Source organism: Gluconobacter sp. P5E10 (assembly GCF_018812145.1).
Lineage (GTDB): Bacteria > Pseudomonadota > Alphaproteobacteria > Acetobacterales > Acetobacteraceae > Gluconobacter > Gluconobacter cerinus.
Window position 1 is genome coordinate 170,905 of record NZ_JACRVZ010000005.1, and the last position, 18,763, is coordinate 189,667.

Here is an 18,763-nt window from a genome sequence, read left to right on the forward strand (position 1 = left end):
AGCCCATGTCCAATCCTGGCAGCCTCAGGGCTGATGAATGTTGCCGTAGCTTGCGGCGCCCAGTCCCGGGCAGGAACAGGAGGTGCCCAAAGGAACCTGAGTTGGCATCTTGCAGGTGTAGATTCCGGCCTTGCAGGTATAGCCATACCCGGCGACCGGCGCTGACGGGTTAACAGGGCCAGGCGCAGCAGTTCCGACGCATGCACCCAACCCAAGGAATGAAAGGCCTGCAACAGCACGCAGGGCTGAACGGCGAATAGAACCAGACATCAACATGACCCTCTCAAAACAATTCATGTGAGCGCAAAACGGATCTTCCGCTCATCAGTTGCGGGCATCCTATGCCGATATGGCAATCCTGTGGCGCCCCAGCCTATACACGAGCAGCAGCAGCCTGCCCTGCAGCAACACCGCTGGACCAGGCCCACTGGAAATTGTGGCCACCGAGCCATCCCGTGACATCCACTGCTTCACCAATCGCATACAGCCCCGGAACGTCCCGCACTTCCATTGTCTGGGACGAAAGACCGCTCGTATCGATCCCTCCGCGCATAACTTCGGCCTTCGCGTACCCTTCCGTTCCAGAAGGACGGACTTCCCATCGGGACAGACGTTCTGCAAGCGCTTTGATATTCTTGTCCGGCTGATTGGCCAGCATGACGTCTCCAAGCCCGGCAGCCAGCTCTTTCGCCAGACGCGCGGGGAGCGCTTCAAGCAGGCTGGGAGGAAGCGCGCGCGGACGTGCCTTCTTGATCGCTAACAAAACCTCTAACGCATTTCGCCCCGGCATCAGGTCAATATGAGCCGTGCCGCCTGCCTCAAGATAAGAGGAAATCTGGAGTATGGCCGGGCCTGACAGCCCACGATGGGTAAAAACCATCCCGTCGGCGAAGCGAGGTCCTTTTTTCCCGCAGGTTGTCACGACATCCAGCGACACCCCTGCCAGAGAAGGGTCCGCATCATCCAGGACCAACGGCACCAAAGCAGGAGCAGTCGGGACAATTTTCAAACCGAAGGATCGTGCGATCCGAAGGGAAAGGTCAGTAGCGCCCAGTTTGGGAATGGACAGACCTCCGGTTGCCAGAATGACAGAACGGCTTCGAACATCCCCGGCATCTGTGCGAACGACAAAGCCATCCGCATCGGCCTCGACATCCGTAATCCGGGTCTCCATCCGTGCTTCACAACCAGCATCCTGACATTCAGACACCAGCATATCCACGATCTGACGGGCAGACCCATCGCAGAACAACTGCCCCTTGGCCTTTTCATGCCAGGCAATCTGATAGCGATCCACCAACTTCACGAAATCACGCGGGGTGTACCGTGCCAGCGCTGAGCGCGCAAAATGCTTGTTCTGGGACAGGAAACAGTTTGGCCCTGTCTCCAGATGCGTAAAGTTACAGCGCCCACCGCCCGAGATCAGGATCTTGCGTCCGGGTTCGGACCCATGATCCAGAACCAGTACGCGCGCAGCACCACGTCCCGCTGTTGCAGCAGCCATGAGGCCAGCCGCACCAGCCCCAAGGACCACCACATCAAATGTCACGGACAGCTCCCGCTTAAAAATCCAGATTCGCATAATGACCGGGCGGCGTGATGCCACTCATCCGGTCAGTCAGAAGGCCGCGGAAACACGGGCGGGACTTCACCCGAGCATACCAGTCCTTGGCGGCCGGCGCTTTTGCCCAGTTCACATCCCCAATGAAGTCCAGCGCCGAGAGATGCGCAGCAGCAGCGAAATCGGCCATCGAAATGGACGGCCCCGCAAGCCAGGACCGCGTTTCTGCCAGCCAGCCGATATAGTCCAGATGGAAGCGCATGTTGCCGTAACCGGCCCGCAGGACGTTTCCGTCTGGGTGACCACGGCCATACAACCGCTTGTCAACTTTTTCGCCCAGCAGGTTGCGCGTCACTTCCTGCCCGAAACGGGTCTCAAACCAGTCCATCAGTCGACGGACTTCGACACGTTCGGCAAGCGTACGGCCAAGCAGGGGTGTATCCGGATAGGCTTCATCCAGATATTCGCAGATGACGCGGGCGCCGGGTACGGCCAGCCCGTTCTCTTCAACAAGAACCGGAACCTCACCAGCAGGGTTCAGAGCAAGGAATTCCTCGCGCTGTTCCCACACCCGTTCGATCACGAGTTCACAGGGTAGTCTCTTCTCGCCAAGCACAAGCCGGACAAGACGGCATTGCGGGGAGAGTGGAAGGTGATGCAGGATACGCATTCTTCATGTTCTAAGTCAGCCATTACGCGCTCACAAGAGCCTCCGTCATTGCTTCCATACAGGGCCAACGAATTTTCCGATGTCAGACACCGCATCCGCTTCTCACGCCTCCTCCCCGATGCGCATCCGTGCCCGCGGCCGCTCTTTTCTGGCGCTGGTCCTGTCACCGGAGGCTCCCCTGAACCTCTGGCTGGCCGGCCTGGATCAGCAGGTCGTCCGTTCGGGCGGCCTTTTCAGCGGAAAGCCGGTGATTCTCGACCTCGGACTTCTCTCGGAAGAAACACCGGGCCTACCAACCCTTCTGGAAGATATCCGCAGTCGTGGCGTGCGGATCATCAGCATTGAAGGTGGTGATCGTTCATGGCCGGCTGTCGCGGGGTGGGACTGGCCTGCCTCCTTCGAAGGCGGCCGCCCTTCCGGCGAAGTAGAGCTTCCCGACCAAGGGGCCGCAGTAGATGCAACAGCCGTCGCGGCGCCCGCAGGCGGGCAAACGCTGATCCTCGACGGCGCCATCCGCTCAGGACAGTGCATCCAGCACATGCAGGGCGACGTAATCATTATCGGCTCCGTTTCATCAGGAGCCGAGATCGTTGCAGCAGGTTCTATCCACGTTTACGGTTCGTTACGTGGTCGCGCGATTGCCGGTGTCGGCGGCAAGTCTGAAGCGCGGATTTTTGCGTCCAGAATGGAGGCCGAACTCCTTGCCCTGGATGGCTTTTACGCCGTTACGGAAGACATTGACGCTGCGATTTTCGGCCAGCCCGCACAGGTCCTTCTGGATGAGGACCGGGTCCGCGTTTTGCCTCTTCCGCGCTGATCCGGAGGCGGGAACTGCAAGAAAGTGACCTCATGCCACGAAACAGCCCTTATTCCCGTGTTGCCGTAAGGCTTTACTATCCCATAGGATAAGGCATCAGGCGCGGGTTCCGCACAACGGGCGGCATTACGTCACAGAAGCAGTTTTTGGAGTATTCATGGCCAAGGTTCTGGTTGTCACCTCAGGCAAGGGTGGCGTCGGCAAGACGACATCGACCGCCGCTCTCGGCGCCGCACTCGCGCAGAGCGGCCAGAACGTCGTTGTGGTGGATTTTGACGTTGGCCTGCGTAACCTTGATCTGGTGATGGGTGCAGAACGTCGCGTTGTGTTTGACCTCATCAACGTGGTGCAGGGCGACGCAAGACTGTCCCAGGCCCTGATCCGCGATAAGCGCTGCGAAACCCTGTCCATTCTTCCGGCCTCCCAGACGCGTGACAAAGACGCGCTGACGTCAGAAGGCGTAGCTCGCGTCATGGAAGAACTTCGTGAGAAGTTTGACTGGGTTATCTGTGACAGCCCGGCTGGCATTGAACGCGGTGCGCAACTCGCCATGTACCATGCTGACGCTGCGGTCATCGTGACGAATCCTGAAGTCAGCTCCGTACGTGACTCAGACCGCATTATCGGCTTGCTGGATAGCAAAACTGAAAAGGCCGAACGCGGCGAGAAGATTGAAAAGCACCTTCTCATCACGCGCTATGACCCGGTCCGCGCTGCCCGCAAGGAAATGCTGAGCGTTGAAGACGTTCTGGAAATCCTGTCCATCCCGCTGGTTGGTATTGTGCCGGAAAGCGATGATGTTCTGAAGGCGTCCAACGTTGGCGCTCCTGTCACCCTGTCCTCTCCGGAAAGCCTCCCGGCGCGCGCCTATTTCGAAGCCGCACGCCGTCTGGCTGGTGAGAAGATTGAAGTTTCAGTCCCGGTCGAGAAGCGTGGCTTCTTTGACTGGCTCCTTGGCAAGAAGGGTGCGGCATGAGCTTCCTCGCAAACCTCTTCGCAAAACGTCAGCAGACGTCCAGTAGCGCTGTCGCACGGGATCGCCTCCAGATTCTTCTCGCTCACGAACGTGGCGCGGGTGAAGAAGGTGAGTCAGACCTGATCAAACAGCTTCACAAAGAAATCATGGAAGTCATCGCACGCCACGTCGCCGTCGATCAGGACAAGGTCAAGATCAAGGTCGACCGTGGCAGTGGCTGTTCAATGCTCGAAATTGACGTCGAAGTTCCTCAGGAACTGAACAAAAAACGGGCGTCCTGATTTAAAGCCGGGCCGATCATTTTGGCTCGGCCCTTTTTTCTCCTAGCGGCGTTCAGGCCGCACCAAAAACGGAACATGCGCCATGAGCGGCTTTTTCGGTAACATCGTAAATCAGGCCATGGGCGCCCTTGGCGGCCAACTCGGCGACAAGCTGGGCGGTAGCTTTGGGGATATGCTCAAGGGCGAAGGCCTGAACATGCTCATTGCACAGGCGAAGAGCGCAGGCCTTGATGAAAAGATCCATTCCTGGATTGGCAATGGCGAAAACCTGCCCATCACCACGGATGAACTCCGCAACCTACTGACGAACGAGCAGATTCAGATGATTGTCGCAAAGACAGGTCTTCCGGCAGCAACCATTCTTCCGGCTATTGCACAGCTGCTTCCTGCGGCAGTGGACAAGCACACGACAGAAGACCAGCTGCCTCCGCAGCAGACAGCCTGAAGGCTCCAAGCCCGAAAAAGCCCTCGACCCAGTCCTCTGGTCGAGGGCTTTTTCTATTTTAATCCCCCGGTGTCCCGGCTTTGGATGGTGCCCCCTCGGGTAGGGCATTGTAGGCTTCCGGCTCTTCAATCGGGAACCTGACCAGCAGATAGGGCGGAACGCGCCGGTCTTTGCCTTCATTGAAAGACGCCAGCCGGTTCCACTGACCAAACGTGCAGTACACATAATTGTCGGATGCAAAAATGCCATCCGGTGAGAGCGCGCGCGGGTCCCGCAGCATCATCTTGAAACTGCCATCCGGATCACGCCGCAAGATACAGTCGTGTTCGTAGTTGGTCGTGTAAAGGCGATCATGCCGGTCGAAATCGAGGCCATCTGCCACCCCTTTCTCACCTTCATCCCTGATCGCGGGCTCAAGCGTTGCGTCATCCGATGAGACATCTGCGAGCAGAGCAACGGGCAGGCTGTAAAGACGGCGACTTGTCAGAGGCGAGAAGTACAGACGCTGCTCGTCCTTTGTGATGGCGATACCATCCACACCGCCTGAAACAAGCTGAGGCTTGCCGGGAATGTATCGGCGGGGCTCGCCCTCCACGATTGCCAGAAAGCCCTGTTCCGCCAGAATGGCCTTGCTTTGCGTCAGGACACGACGCGCCTGCCCCGTCGCGACATCCACCACCACAAGTCCCGGCTTCGTCCCGAATGAAGAATCCGTCACGAACACTGTGCCTTGCGCTCCATGAGACAAGGACACACGCAGATCATTCATATGACTGTCCGGCAGAAGCGCCGGCGCTTTCAGGATAATCCTGTGAACAATGGTGTTGGTCTGCGGATCGACACAAATGATCTTGGCAGCCCCTGGCGCCAGCGGGTGACCGGCTCTTTTGCCATCATCAATCGCCCAGATCCTGCCTTTTGCGTCCAACGTCATGCCATGAATGGATACAAGGCAATCCGCGGCCGCGCGGCTGCCGGGCATACTTTCCTCGGCCGAAGGATAAGGAACCACCCTTCCCTTCACGAGTTCACCGAGGGTCGCACCCTTATGGTCAACTGCATGACGCGGAAAACCAACGAAAATGCGACCATCTGGCAGAACCACAACACCCGAAGGCCCTGGTCCATCAAACCGGGCCACCACTTCGAATACACCGGAAGGGCCTGTTCCCCGGTCTTCGTTTCCATCCGCCCAGGCAGATTGGGATACCAGAGAGGATGCAGCGAGAGAGGCGGGCGCAACCGATGCTGCGCGCAGAAAATGACGACGCTTCACTGTTCAAGCTCCAAGTGGTCAGTCAAAGAGCAACGCCTCAACTGAGGGAATGAAGCAACACCAGGACACAATTTTCGGGAATGTTATCAAACTGCAAGAAATTGCGTTGACCAAAACGATACACGACATCAGATTGTCGAATTATCAATACACTCTCGTGAGATCGTTAAATCGTGGCTGTACGCTTTTCTTCCCGACATCTGGGACTCCTTGGTACCACACTTCTTGGCTCCTCCCTCATGATGCCGGTTGCAGGACTATGCGCAGCCGTCCCGACAACGGACACCCATCACAAGAAAGCCAAGAGCCAGGCAGTCCGCAATGCCGCTCCCGCGCACGCCAAGGACGTCTCTGGCGGCACTGAGGCGGTGATTGTCACGGGAACGCGTGAATTCGGCAAGAAAGCACGGGATTCCATTTCCCCGATCGATGTTGTTTCAAGCCGCCAGATCACGTCAACGGGTCAGCCAACCCTTCGCGATGCCCTCTCCCTCCTGCTGCCGTCGCTGACGGTCCCGACAGCAGGCTTCGACGCTGGCGCCCTTACGGACACCATCGCCCTGCGTGGCCTGAACCCGAACGAAACCCTTGTGCTCGTGGATGGCAAGCGTCGTCATACGACGGCCAATATTTATGCCGATCCGGGGCCGTCTCAGGGCGCAACCCCGGTTGATATCGACATGCTGCCAATGTCGATGATCGACCACATCGAAGTTCTGCGTGACGGCGCATCAGCCCAGTACGGCTCCGACGCGATCGCTGGCGTGGTGAACATCATCACCAAGAAGCAGGACCACGGACTGAGCATGCGCTCCAACACCGGCATCACCAGCGAGGGGGATGGTTTCCAGCAGGGTGTGTATCTGGATGGCGGATTCAATCTGAATAACCGTGGCTATGTGCATATCGGTGGCGATTTTGTGCATCAGGACCACGCGTTCCGGTCCGGTAAAGACAATCGTACCAACCAGTACACCAACCAGGTGCTGAGCCAGCCCGAACAGACACGTGAGAGCGTCGCCATCACTGCAGGTTACGACATCACCGAGACTGTTCAGGCCTATGCCAGTGCCACCTATGCCCATCGGCATGCGGAATCCTACCAGAACTATCGCCTGCCCTCGAGCCTGAGCGCCTATCCCGGATACGCCGCAAAATACCCTTATGGCTATTCGCCAATCCTGGGACTGGAAGAAAACGATTACGAACTGACGGCTGGTTTCAAGGGTATGCTGGCTGGCTGGCACTGGGATCTTTCCACAGTCTATGGCCGTGACTTTGATCGGTTTGATGCCCTCAGCACGATTAACAGCGCCGTTTACAAAGCAGACGGACGCACGCCTACGAACTTTTACAATGCGCAGGGGTATAACAACTCCCAGTGGACGAGCAGTTTCGATCTGTCCCGGAAGTTCAACTTCTCTTTCTGGCCTCACAGCATCAACGTCGCCGGTGGCGCAGCGTATCGTTATGAATCGTATTCCATGGGCACCGGCTCCGCAGACAGCATTGCGGGCACAGGCGCTGACGGCATTCCCGGTACGACAACTTACAATGCCGGCAACTGGTCCCGTGATGTCGCGTCTGGATACGTCGATATTTCTACACACTTGATGAAGAACTGGCAGGTCGATCTGGCAGGCCGCGTCGAGCACTATACAGATGTTGGAAATGCCAAAACCGGCAAGGTCTCCACACGCTACGATTTCAGCCCGCGGTTTGCTGTTCGCGGAACATTCAGCAGTGGCTTCCATGCCCCAACACTGGCCCAGCAGCATTACTCCGCGCTTGCCGTTTCCCCAACAGCAGCGCGCGGCCTGATTGCAGCCAACTCCACCGGTGCGTTGGCTAACGGCGCTTCACAGATGAAGCCGGAACAGGCCACAAGCGTCGAAGGCGGCATCATCGTTGAACCGATCCGTAAGCTTCACGTTACGGTCGACGCCTATCAAATTGATCTGCGTGATCGTATCCAGCCAGGCGGAACGATCTACGGTTCACAGGCATATAAGGCTCTCTACGCAAACGGCTTCCCGCTGCCGTCAGGTTCCGAAAACTGGGGTGCTGGCCAGCTATCAGCTTACTGGTTCGCGAACGTCGCCACGACCCGCACACAGGGCCTGGACATCAATGCAACTTACCCAAGCGAGTTCGGCCGCTTCGGTCATGTGGACTGGGACGTTGCCATCAACCTGAACCGGACGCGCCTGCGCCATCAGGGTACGACCACCAGCGGTGCAAACCTGCTGACCATCCCTACTCTCGCCTATCTGACGACAGCCTACCCCCGCTCCAAGATCATCTTTGGCGGTCGCTGGCACTCGCCCAACAACACATGGGCCGTCGCCATTCATGAAATCCGCTACGGCCAGACGACATCAAACCTGACCTACTATACTGGCCCGAACGCGTTCTCGACAACGAACTATCGCGAGTTCCAGAACGCACCTAAATGGACCACCAATGCGTCTGTGACCTACAACATCAACACGCGCTGGAGTGCGACGATTGGCGGCAACAACATCTTCGCTGCTTACCCCTCCGTCGTGCCAAAGGAAAACCGCTATCTTGGTGCCCCCAAGTACTACATGAGCACCAACCAGCTTGGTATTGCTGGCGGATATTATTATCTGGATGTGTCTGCGCGCTTCTAAGCCAGAACGCAAAACGGCGGAGCTTAACTCCGCCGTTTTCCATAACCACAACACTGACAACCCATCCACTTGATGCGGACGCTGGAAACTCAGACTTTCCAGATGCCACACAGCGCCGAGATATGACGTCGGCAAAGTGCCAGATCAGGTGCACCACTCTGCTTGCAGGCCAGTTCAAAAGCCTGCGTTTCGCGCGCAGCCCGGCTCAGTGCCGCGACAGACCAACGGTCCAGAGCCTGATTAAAAGCAGCTGTTCGTTTAAAGAAGATTGGCGGCTTGAGCGCTTTCATGGCTTCTGCGCGGCCTTGGCCAGCCTTCACTGCAAGTGCCACTTTCTGAAGCCGCGTCAGCACGCTTAATACTGCACGCGCAACCGCTACGGGATTAGCCCCATCGGCCAAAGCGCGCTCCAAGGCCTGATCTGCTTCTGCCCGATGGCCAGACAATGCGGCGAAGACCGCATCTTCGAGAGAACTCCCTCCCGCATCACCTACGCAGTCCTGAACAGCGTCAAGATCAAGCCGACCGTTTGGCCCTGCATAGAGAACAAGCTTCTCGATCTCTCCACGAACGCCGCTTCGATCTGCCCCCAGCCGTCCCATAAGCCAGGTCAAAGCATCCCGATCAATGGAAACTGCGGCCTGGGACAAAGCATCCGTCACCGTCTGGGATAACGCCCGGCCCTCCTCAGGATAACAGGCAATCGATGCCATTTCTTTGTGCCGCTCGGCGAAAGCACGCAGCGTGGATCGTGACGTAAGGCCGGGTGCCTCAATCACAATCAACGTGTCTGTCGAGACTTCCAGAGCACGCGTCAGCATGGGCGTCAGGGCATCCGTACCGCTCCGAACCCACACGACACGCCGACCACCGATCAATGACAGGGCAGTGCCCTCTTCCTCAAGACGATCATGCGTCTCGCGATCGAGTTGGGAGACGCGGAATGGATCGTCCAGCGTCTCTGCAACGAGCCGCACGGCCTGAGCCGCTCTTTCCCGTATTAGCCCCGTGTCTTCGCCATGAAGAAGAATGGCGCGCCATGTTCCGGCATCGGACAGGGCACGGCCAATATTACGGGCCTCAATTTTCATTAATTGCTTGTGGTGCCCTGAGAGAGACGTCCCGTCGCAGAGGCCGGGAAGCCATCCACGCCAACGCGATCCGTCGCAGACCCGTTATCGGACGGCATTCTGTCCGTGTTGATATATCTCGGCATATCAACAGGTGCCGCATTGGACGGCATGTTATGGGAGCGGAACCAGACAGCGAGCTGCTGTGTGAGACTTTGAGCCAAGGTATCCGCAACACGTCCCTTGGTCGTTTCGTCATTCAGCGTCTGAGCAAAATACTGCTCGAAGCTGCCGCTATAACCGTCAAGCGTTGTCGCATCTCCCTGCGTGATTAACTGGGGAGACTGCTCTACCGTAAACAACTGCCAGTGCGCTGAACCAGAAACACGGATACGCCCCGCTGTATTGTCCTGGTGAATATCAATGGCTTCACTGTTGGCACCGGAATTGACCCGCAGCATATAATGCTGAGGATTTTCAGGACCGGCACCTGCAAGATTTTTTTGCAAGGCCAGTCGCAGTTCTTGACCATATCTTCCCGGAATATTCGCGACGTAAACCTGTGCGAGTTCAGCCGAAATATCGGTTTTCGTATCCATCTTGCCGTAGAGCGGGGTGAAACCACACCCTCCCAGCAGAAGGAACGCAGAAAGGGTCAGGGAACTGCGACGTTTCACGATCAGCCTGCTACCACAAAATTGACGATCCGGTTGGGAACGTGGATTTCCTTCACCAGACGTTTGCCCTCAAGGGCCCGGGCAACATTAGGCTCAGCCTTCGCCGCAGCGAGAACGTCATCCTTCGGCGCATCTGGTGGCACCTGGATTGTTCCACGAAGCTTTCCAAGCACCTGCACACCAATCGTGACGCTCTGAACTGCAAGCCACTCATCCTGCGCCTCGGGCCATGCCCGATCCACAACGAGTTCACCACCAGGTTCGAGAACCGCCATCATGTCTTCAGCAAGATGCGGCATCATTGGCGCAGACAGCAGGCACAGCGCGGAGGCAGCTTCCCGTCGTGCAGCAGAGAAACCAGCTTCCTCTTTGCCCTGCGCCTCTGCCAGAGCGGAGGTCAACTCATGCAGTCGAGCCACTGCCACGTTCGGCGTGAACGCTTCCAAAGCTTCTGTGACGGCGGCAATGGCACGATGCGTAGCACGGCGCAGATCATCTCCAGCCGAGCCATGCACACTGTCAACCGGATCAGCCGTTGCCACAGCGGAAACCAGACGATGCAAGCGCTGCCCAAACCGGGCCGCAGCAGCCACGCCAGACGCTGTCCACTCCATGTCACGCTCTGGCGGACTGTCAGACAGCACAAACCACCGCGCCGTATCAGCACCAAAACGCTCAATAATCTCTACCGGAGAGACCGTATTGCGCTTGGACTTGGACATCTTTTCAGAGCGTCCGACCTGAATGGGCGTTCCCGTGTCGCGTCGGACAACCACATCACCGCGACGCTCGACTTCTTCCGGATAGAGCCAGTTTGCCCCGTCCTTGTAGCTTTCGTGCGTGACCATGCCCTGAGTGAAGAGGCCGTCAAACGGCTCATCCAGACCCAGATGACCCGTCTCATGCATGGCGCGGGTAAAGAAGCGCGCATAGAGCAGATGGAGGATCGCATGTTCAATGCCGCCAATATACTGATCGACGGGCAGCCAGCCATCAGCCGCAGCCGGCACGGTCGGCGTCAGCGCATGCGGGCTAGTAAAGCGGGCAAAGTACCAGGAACTGTCCACAAACGTGTCGAACGTGTCTGTCTCACGCGTTGCGGCAGACCCGCAGCTTGGGCAGGAAACGTGCTTCCAGGTCGGATGATGATCCAGCGGGTTGCCCGGCCGATCAAATGTCACATCTTCTGGCAGGACAACTGGCAGTTGATCATCCGGAACCGGAACTGCACCACACTTCTCACAGTGAATAATGGGGATCGGGCAGCCCCAGTAACGCTGACGGGAAATTCCCCAGTCCCGCAGACGCCAGTTTACGACGCCATGCCCAACGCCCATGCCTTCGAGACGCTCGATGACAGTCTTTTTGGCGACTGCAACAGCCAGACCGTCCAGAAATCCCGAATTGTAGAGCGTAGCTTCGCCCGAGACTGCCTTCCGGCCAACGCGGAATGTCTCAGCATCTTCACCAGCGGGCAGCAGAACCTGCGGCACGGCGAGATCATACTTGTGAGCAAAATCAAGATCACGCTGGTCGCCGCACGGGCACCCAAACACTGCCCCCGTGCCATAATCCATCAACACGAAATTGGCGATCCAGACAGGCGCCGTCTGATCTGGATTCAAAGGATTGCTGACGCGAAGACCCGTATCGAAGCCACGCTTTTCAGCGGCCTCAATCACCTCTTCGGATGTTCCAAGACGACGGCATTCTTCAATAAATTCAGCCGCAGCAGGATTAGTCCGCGCGACCTTGGCTGCCAGCGGATGATCCGCGGCAATACCAACGAAGCTCAATCCGAACAGCGTATCCGGCCGGGTCGTGAAGACTTCGATACCATCAAGATCAATGTCGAAGCCCGACGGCGGGCTATGAAGAGCGAAACGGACACGCGCGCCCTCTGAACGCCCAATCCAGCGTTCCTGCATCGTCCGCACGCGTTCCGGCCAGCGATCCAGCTGCCCCAGCGTATCAAGCAGCGGCTGAGCAAATTTGGTGATTTTCAGGAACCACTGAGAAAGAACTTTCTTCTCAATCAGCGCTCCGGACCGCCATCCGCGTCCCTCGACAACCTGCTCATTGGCCAGAACCGTCTCATCGACCGGGTCCCAGTTTACAGACGAATCCCGGCGCTCAACCAGACCACCGGCGAGCATGTCCAGAAACAGTTTCTGCTGCTTGCCGTAATATTCTGGAAGGCAGGTCGCGATTTCGCGGTCCCAGTCCAAGGAAAAGCCGAGACGTTGCAGCGTGCCGCGCATTGTGGCGATGTTTTCCATCGTCCACTTGCCAGGATGCACATTACGTTCCCGCGCTGCATTCTCAGCGGGCAGTCCAAAAGCATCCCATCCCATGGGATGAAGCACCGAAAACCCTCGTGCGCGCTTATAACGCGCTACGACGTCTCCAAGCGTATAATTCCGCACATGGCCCACATGCAGTTGGCCGGAGGGGTACGGAAACATCTCCAGAACGTAATATTTTGGCCGATCAGCCGGAGGCACATCTGGAACAGCAAATACATTCCGCTGTTTCCACTCTGCCTGCCAGAACGGCTCCCGGGACTGAAAATCGAAAGCCGTATGTGTCGTGTCGCTCATGTCTAACTCAGTTACCCTGTTCGCCGTTTTCTGCACGCAACTGGCGGGCGCGGGTCAGGATACGGGTCGTAATGTCAGACGTGGTCGTGGCTGAAACCGGAGTATCCTGCCATTCGCCGTCCTGAAACACCTGCCGGAATACCGACACGCGAAGCGCGTCAGAACGCATACGGCGGTCAAGCACATACGCAGCAATCTTGAAGCGCTCGCCCTTGCTGGACGGCGGCTGATACCAGTCCGTCAGAATGACACCACCGACTGCGTCGGCGGAAGCCAGCGGCATAAACGAAAGCGTATCGATCGCGCCACGCCACAGATAGGCATTAACGCCGCCCTTAAGCTGGTCAGCGCCACCTTCTGCCCCGCGATCAACGCCGAGCAGATGATTGCGGGGCGCAGTAAGGCTGCTGGGATCGCGAGCGCCGCCACAGGCAGCAACTGTACCGAGGGCAAGAATGCCAACGGCCGTCCGAAGCGCTGAACGGCGGGAAGAGCTGGAAACAATCATCTGCATACGAGACATCATGGTGGTCCTGCGGGCCGGGCCAGGGCCGTCACGGGCATGGAGACAGACTGGCGAAACCTGAATCCGGGCAACATCAATTCCGTGTTCATATCGCGCTCATCCGGTAAGGCCAAGCGCCCTACCCGCACATGAGCGCTTTATAAAAGACCTGTTGAGCTGAAAGCCTGCCGCAGCTCCGCTTTTTTGGCCGCACTCAAATACGGAAAACGACTCAAAATCTTCTCAATTGTCAGATCCGGAACCAGACGGTGCAAATGCTGTCGCACCTGCTGGATTTCCTCGGTACTTTCGCCCTCAAGCACCAGAGCTGCCAGATAATAGACCAGCGTGCTCGAGTAATTGGGGTGCAGCCCAGCCATCAGACGCCCCATTTCAATGACGTCCTGACGTTCTCCGCCCAACATCATGACCATCATGAAAAACGGTCTGATCAGTGTTGAAAGTGGAGAATGATACGGATTGTGACGCAGCCTTCCTGCTACCGCTGCCGCCTCAGCCAAGTTCCCATCCAGAACATGCAACAGGACGCGGCATAGCAGCACATCGTGCATGTTATGCATGCTTGAAGCCCCAGCCATAGACTTCTCACACATCCGCATGATGGAACGTGCCAGAGGCACAGATGCCGGATCGTGCATCAGCAGCGTGGACAAAAGAATGGCCATCCCAGGCGCATCCGGCTTGAGATTCACCAACAGGCGCGCAAACTCGATACCACGCCCGAGCAATGCTGTTCCCGCCGCACTCCAGTCATTTTCGTAGCGGATCAGGCAGTAGAGCACCTGCATCACTGCCACGGTACCTTCCCGCGGATCTTCGATACCAGCAGCGTCCAGAAGCTGATTAATCCTCGGGAACAGGGCATTGTCCCGCTTCAGCAGCAACATGAAAACCCTGGTCGCTTTACCCAGAGCAGAGAGCTCACTGTCTGCGCGGTTCGCCGTACGGCGTGCCTCCGCAAGGAGAAGGCCCCACTGCATTGCCGTTGCAGGCCCCATCAGTCCGTTGCTGACTGACATCGGGTCCAGATCAGGCAGATCGTAGTAAGTGCCCCAGACGATAAATCCACCGGCCCGAACATCCAGAACCTTCAGGATAAGCCGGAAAGCATTATCCGAGGCACCGGCCCGAACCGCGCCAGTCACCACATAATCGGCACCGAGGCCGCGATACGATGCAAGAGGGTTCGCCGGGTCTGGAACGAAACCTTCAGGCTTCGCCACAATATCAAAAGTGTCGACATGAACGAACAGAAGTTCAAACTGATCGCTCAAGCTGGTCGCGCACTTTAACTCGGCATCTTTCAAACCGTCCGCCGCAAACGGCGACAGTACAAGCAGGGAGATCTTTCGGGATTGCCCCGCTGCCATCTGCGAAAGATGAAGCGGTAATGCCAGCATCGGATCTGTACGCTGTGCGCCTGTAGGAACAGCAAGAGTATCGTCGTTGCCTGAAAATAGCACCGAAGCGCCGTCCAGCTCAGCAATACCTGCGGCCCCAATGCTCGGCTCGAGCCCTGCTGCCTTCAGAACACTGGAAATTAACGCTTGGGTAACAGGGCCTGCCACATGCCCCTCTTCCTGCCCAAAGGCCCGCACGGCCTGCTCCGCCAGGAGAACCGCCCTTGCCTGCTCACCGCGACGCAAAGCACTTTGAATCTTGGCCCGCCATGCGGCTTCATTCAGGGCATCAACCTTGAGAAGACGATCCGTAACGTCATCAACCTGCTCTGGATCAGTCAACTCGCGCAGACAGCCTTCGTAGAGCCCGAGAAGATGATGTGAGAGCCGTGCACGCTGCTGACTGAGCCACTCATCCAGCGCAACATCGATTCCACTAAGCTCCCCAAGCAGCACTTCCTCTGGCGCAGGGATACTGTCGATGGTCCTAACACTGGCTGTGAGAATACGCTCAGCATCCACAGACGTCAGAGCTGGCTTCAGCATAAGAGAATGCCGCTGCACATCTATGATCTCGACGCCCAAGGGGCTCAGAGCGTCCAAAAGACGGTGAATTTCCTGCCGCAATGAAGCGCGCGCCATATCTTCTGGCCGACGACTCCATAGCAGCTCAGCCAGTCGGGAACGAAGAACGGGCTTCCTGTCAGACAGAGCCAGAATAGCCAGAAGCGCGCGTGTTTTACCTCCAACAGGAAGAACACTCTCTCCCGTCAGGGTGCGCGCTTCCATTTGCCCAATAAGCTTGAGACGGAGAAGTGTAGGGTCTGCTTCACGGGCCTGGCGCACTGAACTTGAAAGCATCTTAGTCATACCCATCAATACCCGTAGTCAGACCGAAACGCATGAAAAGGACGCAGACTATCTCGATCAGATATTCGATGCGAAACCATGGCTAGCAACCCTCAACCCTAACAGCCCTGAAACAGGCGTTTCAAAACGCTCGCTGTAGGAACAGGCTGTGGCATTACCATCCTCCCTACCCAGGCGCTGATAATGTTCAGCAACCACACCCCATCAGAAGATTTCTTGAAATCTTTATGGAGGGGTCTATTTCGAGGATAGCAATTCTTCGCACTCATACATTGAGGCAAAGATATACCACCCAGCTACGTACTACTTTCTCAACCTACCCACAGGATAAGCCAAGACTATGGCACTTCATCAGAGACAGCTTTTGACACAGGCACTTCTGAAAGTTTGATATCAAAAAACTATGTAGACAGGGATGACTGGAACCACAGACAACACGAAAGTGCAAGAATGTTCTTACATTTTTGCCTCCAAATTTAGACATATAAATACGCCAAAAACCCGATAATTGGAAATATGATTTACGTTTTTATGTTAATTTGATAATTAAATTACGGAATGAATAACGTTTCCGCTTCACTGATATCATATTTGGTTTGTAAAATAATAACATTTTTTTCAGTATTCACACTATCCAGAGCGATGCTTGCAGGTGAAAGCATCTTAGGATAACTAGCTCCTCGTGTGTCCGCGTAGCTCAGCAGGATAGAGCACAGGATTCCTAAGGTCTGAATTGGGCGCCATGACAGGAAACTTCATGGTGGATTCACTCAAATTCGGGGAACGCTCTGGTTCACTTGAGCCGTGCCAATCCCGAGCCAAGCTTTCCGCATCGGTCGGAAAGAAGGTGTAGAGACTGTACGGGTGACACCTTGGCCGCTTAGGGGGCTGTGGTGAAGAGACAGTCCAGACCACGAACATGCTCAAGGGCATGGCGGCGAAAGTCGAAGTGGTATGAATCCTGGGGCCGGAGGTTCGAATCCTCTCGCGGACACCATATCTTCACAAAGTAATTGACTTCTCCTGCGCGCTGTTCCTGACAGGGATATTGTGCGGAACACCCAGTAGAGAGTGCAATAAATAAACAACAAAAGCAGCGGTCAGAAGCACCGCCAATAAGCGTCCAAAAATACGAAATGCCACAACAATTAGAGCGCATAATAGACAAAGCAAGAGAACCGTCTGAAACTGCCCATGTATCCCGATACTATTCAATACGGCACGCGCAGCGACTTCCACAAAAGCTACGGCCGCGACAATAAAGCCCAGCAGCATCAGGATGAAACTGAGCAAGGTGTCAAAAATGGATTGCATGGTTCGCCCAGAGCAAGAATTGAAGCAAAAGCATTCTACAAAGACATCACCCGCTCTTTTTGGTCAATCGCTTCCAGCGGCAGGGATGGACGGATGATAACGATGTCATTACGAAAGAGAATAGCGACACCTGGAACATCAGCCTTTCTATGAGCATCTCATGACCTCTTCGCCTAACCTGCTGCTCACGATCATCCAGGCTATTTTGCCCATTCTGGTCACACTGGGTTTCGGCTATTTCGCCGCATACCGTAAAGATTTTGATGCCCAGCAGGCAGGCGTTCTGACGCGACTGGTCATGCTCTATGCCCTTCCGCTCGAACTCTTCGTCTCCATTCTGAGCACGCCAAAAGCTCAGGTGCTATCTGCTGGCCCGGTAGCGGCGCTCATACTTTTGGCAATGGTGGGCGGATATGCTGCCGTTTTCAGTGTATTCCGTTTTGCACTGAAGCGCCGACTGAGCGAAGCCGCCATCATTGCCATGACAATCACCGGTCCCTCGGTCCCGTTTATTGGTATCCCAGTTTTAGGGCAAATTTTCGGGGCTGCCAGCGGTGTGCCGATTTCAATCGCCGCGCTAGCGATGAACCTGATCCAGTTACCCATTACCCTTATTCTCATGGGGCACGATCACGGAAACCGACAGGCCCGCGATACCACAACGGAAAGACGCAACGAACTTCGTGAACTGGTAGGGCATCTTCTTCATTCGTGCCGTGAGCCCGTGGTCTGGGTGCCCCTGTTAGCTCTTGTGCTCGTCAGTGCTGGCGCTTTCCTGCCCGTATTCCTGAAGGGATCTTTTCTTCTGCTCGGCCATACGACCGGAGGAGCAGCTTTGTTCGCATCAGGCGTCGTCCTTTTTACGCGGCAGGTTCGTTTTAGTCCTCTGGTGGGCACGATTGTGGGGATCCGCAACATTGTCATTCCGGGAATAATCTATGCTCTGGCTCGAGCGTGGCACCTTCCCCCGCAGGCCCTTCAGGAAAGTGTGTTGACGATGGCAATCCCAAGTGCCTCCATCAACGTTATTCTGGCAATGCGGTATCACGTTCTGGAACGCGAAATCGCTTCCGTCCTGTTTTTCGGAACACTGACTTCCATTGCAACAATGGCATTTTTCATATGGTTAACCGGCGCTTAAATAGCTTCCTCTTTGTCTGCACTGGCAATATCTGCCGCTCTCCACTCGCTGAACTTGCCATGCGTCGAGAGGCTGAAAGGCGAGAACTTGAACTCGATATTGATTCAGCTGCTATTGGACATTGGCACCTCGGGTATCCACCAGATCCGAGAGCCTGCAAGGTAGCAAGCCAACACGGCCTGGACGCTTCGGCACTTAGATCACGCCTCATCTGCAAAGATGATTTTTACCGTTTTGACCACATCATTGCGCTCGATCACTCACATCTGACCCACCTGCAAAATATGCAGCCCTCGGACAGTAGAGCGCGCCTCTCCCTTATGCTCGACCATATTCCTGGCCGAGAGGGTGAAGACGTCGATGACCCTTATTATGGCCCAGAAAGCGGCTTTACGATCACCTGGAACGACGTTGAACACGCCTGCCGTGCCCTTGCGGACAAAGAGCTCGACACTCTTCCCTCCCGTCACTGATCAACAGGAGAA

16 protein-coding genes and 1 pseudogene are annotated in these 18,763 nt (G+C 56.3%); 8 read left to right on the forward strand and 9 right to left on the reverse strand.

The window, feature by feature from the left end:
- Nucleotides 1-24: 24 nt before the first annotated feature.
- The 3 genes from KP707_RS12190 to KP707_RS12200 all read right to left on the reverse strand — a co-directional run bounded on the left by KP707_RS12190 (nt 25) and on the right by KP707_RS12200 (nt 2,231).
- On the reverse strand, nt 25-270 hold the full coding sequence (locus tag KP707_RS12190) for a hypothetical protein (RefSeq protein WP_046902022.1): 246 nt from the start codon (nt 268-270) through the stop codon (nt 25-27).
- A gap of 103 nt (nt 271-373) precedes the next feature.
- On the reverse strand, nt 374-1,582 hold the full coding sequence (locus KP707_RS12195; RefSeq protein WP_211503363.1) for an aminoacetone oxidase family FAD-binding enzyme: 1,209 nt from the start codon (nt 1,580-1,582) through the stop codon (nt 374-376).
- Nucleotides 1,563-2,231, reverse strand: a complete 669-nt coding sequence (locus KP707_RS12200) for a glutathione S-transferase family protein (protein WP_046901163.1) — start codon at nt 2,229-2,231, stop codon at nt 1,563-1,565. Before KP707_RS12200 ends, KP707_RS12195 begins: the two co-directional genes overlap by 20 nt.
- Before the next feature lie 79 nt (nt 2,232-2,310).
- On the opposite strand from KP707_RS12200, the gene minC reads away from it, so the two are divergent.
- From minC to KP707_RS12220, 4 genes and pseudogenes are all read left to right on the forward strand, one after another.
- Nucleotides 2,311-3,048, forward strand: a complete 738-nt coding sequence (minC, locus tag KP707_RS12205; RefSeq protein ID WP_211503283.1) for a septum site-determining protein MinC — start codon at nt 2,311-2,313, stop codon at nt 3,046-3,048.
- A 157-nt stretch (nt 3,049-3,205) separates the two neighbouring features.
- Nucleotides 3,206-4,024: a septum site-determining protein MinD gene (gene minD / locus KP707_RS12210; RefSeq protein ID WP_211503282.1), complete on the forward strand. Its 819-nt coding sequence runs from the start codon at nt 3,206-3,208 to the stop codon at nt 4,022-4,024.
- Complete coding sequence (minE, locus tag KP707_RS12215) at nt 4,021-4,305, forward strand: cell division topological specificity factor MinE (protein ID WP_046901160.1); 285 nt, start codon at nt 4,021-4,023, stop codon at nt 4,303-4,305. The genes minD and minE overlap by 4 nt, the downstream gene beginning before the upstream one ends.
- A gap of 73 nt (nt 4,306-4,378) precedes the next feature.
- Nucleotides 4,379-4,750: pseudogene (locus KP707_RS12220) on the forward strand (YidB family protein); the annotation flags it as partial.
- A gap of 58 nt (nt 4,751-4,808) precedes the next feature.
- Here KP707_RS12220 and KP707_RS12225 read toward each other — a convergent pair.
- On the reverse strand, nt 4,809-6,026 hold the full coding sequence (locus KP707_RS12225) for an L-dopachrome tautomerase-related protein (protein ID WP_211503281.1): 1,218 nt from the start codon (nt 6,024-6,026) through the stop codon (nt 4,809-4,811).
- Nucleotides 6,027-6,199: 173 nt separating this feature from the next.
- On the opposite strand from KP707_RS12225, the gene KP707_RS12230 reads away from it, so the two are divergent.
- Nucleotides 6,200-8,680, forward strand: coding sequence for a TonB-dependent receptor (locus tag KP707_RS12230; RefSeq protein ID WP_211496675.1), 2,481 nt, complete (start codon nt 6,200-6,202; stop codon nt 8,678-8,680).
- An 89-nt stretch (nt 8,681-8,769) separates the two neighbouring features.
- On the opposite strand, the gene holA is transcribed toward KP707_RS12230, so the two are convergent.
- The 5 genes from holA to KP707_RS12255 form a co-directional block, all read right to left on the reverse strand.
- Nucleotides 8,770-9,771, reverse strand: a complete 1,002-nt coding sequence (holA, locus tag KP707_RS12235; RefSeq protein ID WP_211503279.1) for a DNA polymerase III subunit delta — start codon at nt 9,769-9,771, stop codon at nt 8,770-8,772.
- On the reverse strand, nt 9,771-10,427 hold the full coding sequence (locus KP707_RS12240) for a hypothetical protein (protein WP_099213168.1): 657 nt from the start codon (nt 10,425-10,427) through the stop codon (nt 9,771-9,773). Before KP707_RS12240 ends, holA begins: the two co-directional genes overlap by 1 nt.
- A 2-nt stretch (nt 10,428-10,429) precedes the next feature.
- Complete coding sequence (leuS, locus tag KP707_RS12245) at nt 10,430-13,027, reverse strand: leucine--tRNA ligase (RefSeq protein ID WP_211503278.1); 2,598 nt, start codon at nt 13,025-13,027, stop codon at nt 10,430-10,432.
- Between the two features lie 7 nt (nt 13,028-13,034).
- Nucleotides 13,035-13,616 carry a DUF3576 domain-containing protein gene (locus KP707_RS12250; protein WP_080951478.1) on the reverse strand — a complete coding sequence of 194 codons (582 nt, stop codon included), beginning with the start codon at nt 13,614-13,616 and terminating at the stop codon, nt 13,035-13,037.
- Between the two features lie 74 nt (nt 13,617-13,690).
- Entirely contained in the window at nt 13,691-15,829 is a 2,139-nt protein-coding gene (locus KP707_RS12255) for a hypothetical protein (RefSeq protein WP_211503277.1), read from the reverse strand.
- Nucleotides 15,830-17,017: 1,188 nt separating this feature from the next.
- Here KP707_RS12255 and KP707_RS12260 point away from each other — a divergent pair.
- From KP707_RS12260 to KP707_RS12270, 3 genes are read left to right on the forward strand one after another with little or no spacing between them, the layout of a single operon-like run.
- Nucleotides 17,018-17,290, forward strand: a complete 273-nt coding sequence (locus KP707_RS12260) for a hypothetical protein (RefSeq protein WP_211496680.1) — start codon at nt 17,018-17,020, stop codon at nt 17,288-17,290.
- 7 nt (nt 17,291-17,297) lie between these two features.
- Complete coding sequence (locus tag KP707_RS12265) at nt 17,298-18,278, forward strand: AEC family transporter (protein WP_211498509.1); 981 nt, start codon at nt 17,298-17,300, stop codon at nt 18,276-18,278.
- Entirely contained in the window at nt 18,260-18,751 is a 492-nt protein-coding gene (locus tag KP707_RS12270) for a low molecular weight protein-tyrosine-phosphatase (RefSeq protein ID WP_211503276.1), read from the forward strand. The genes KP707_RS12265 and KP707_RS12270 overlap by 19 nt, the downstream gene beginning before the upstream one ends.
- Nucleotides 18,752-18,763 lie beyond the last annotated feature (12 nt).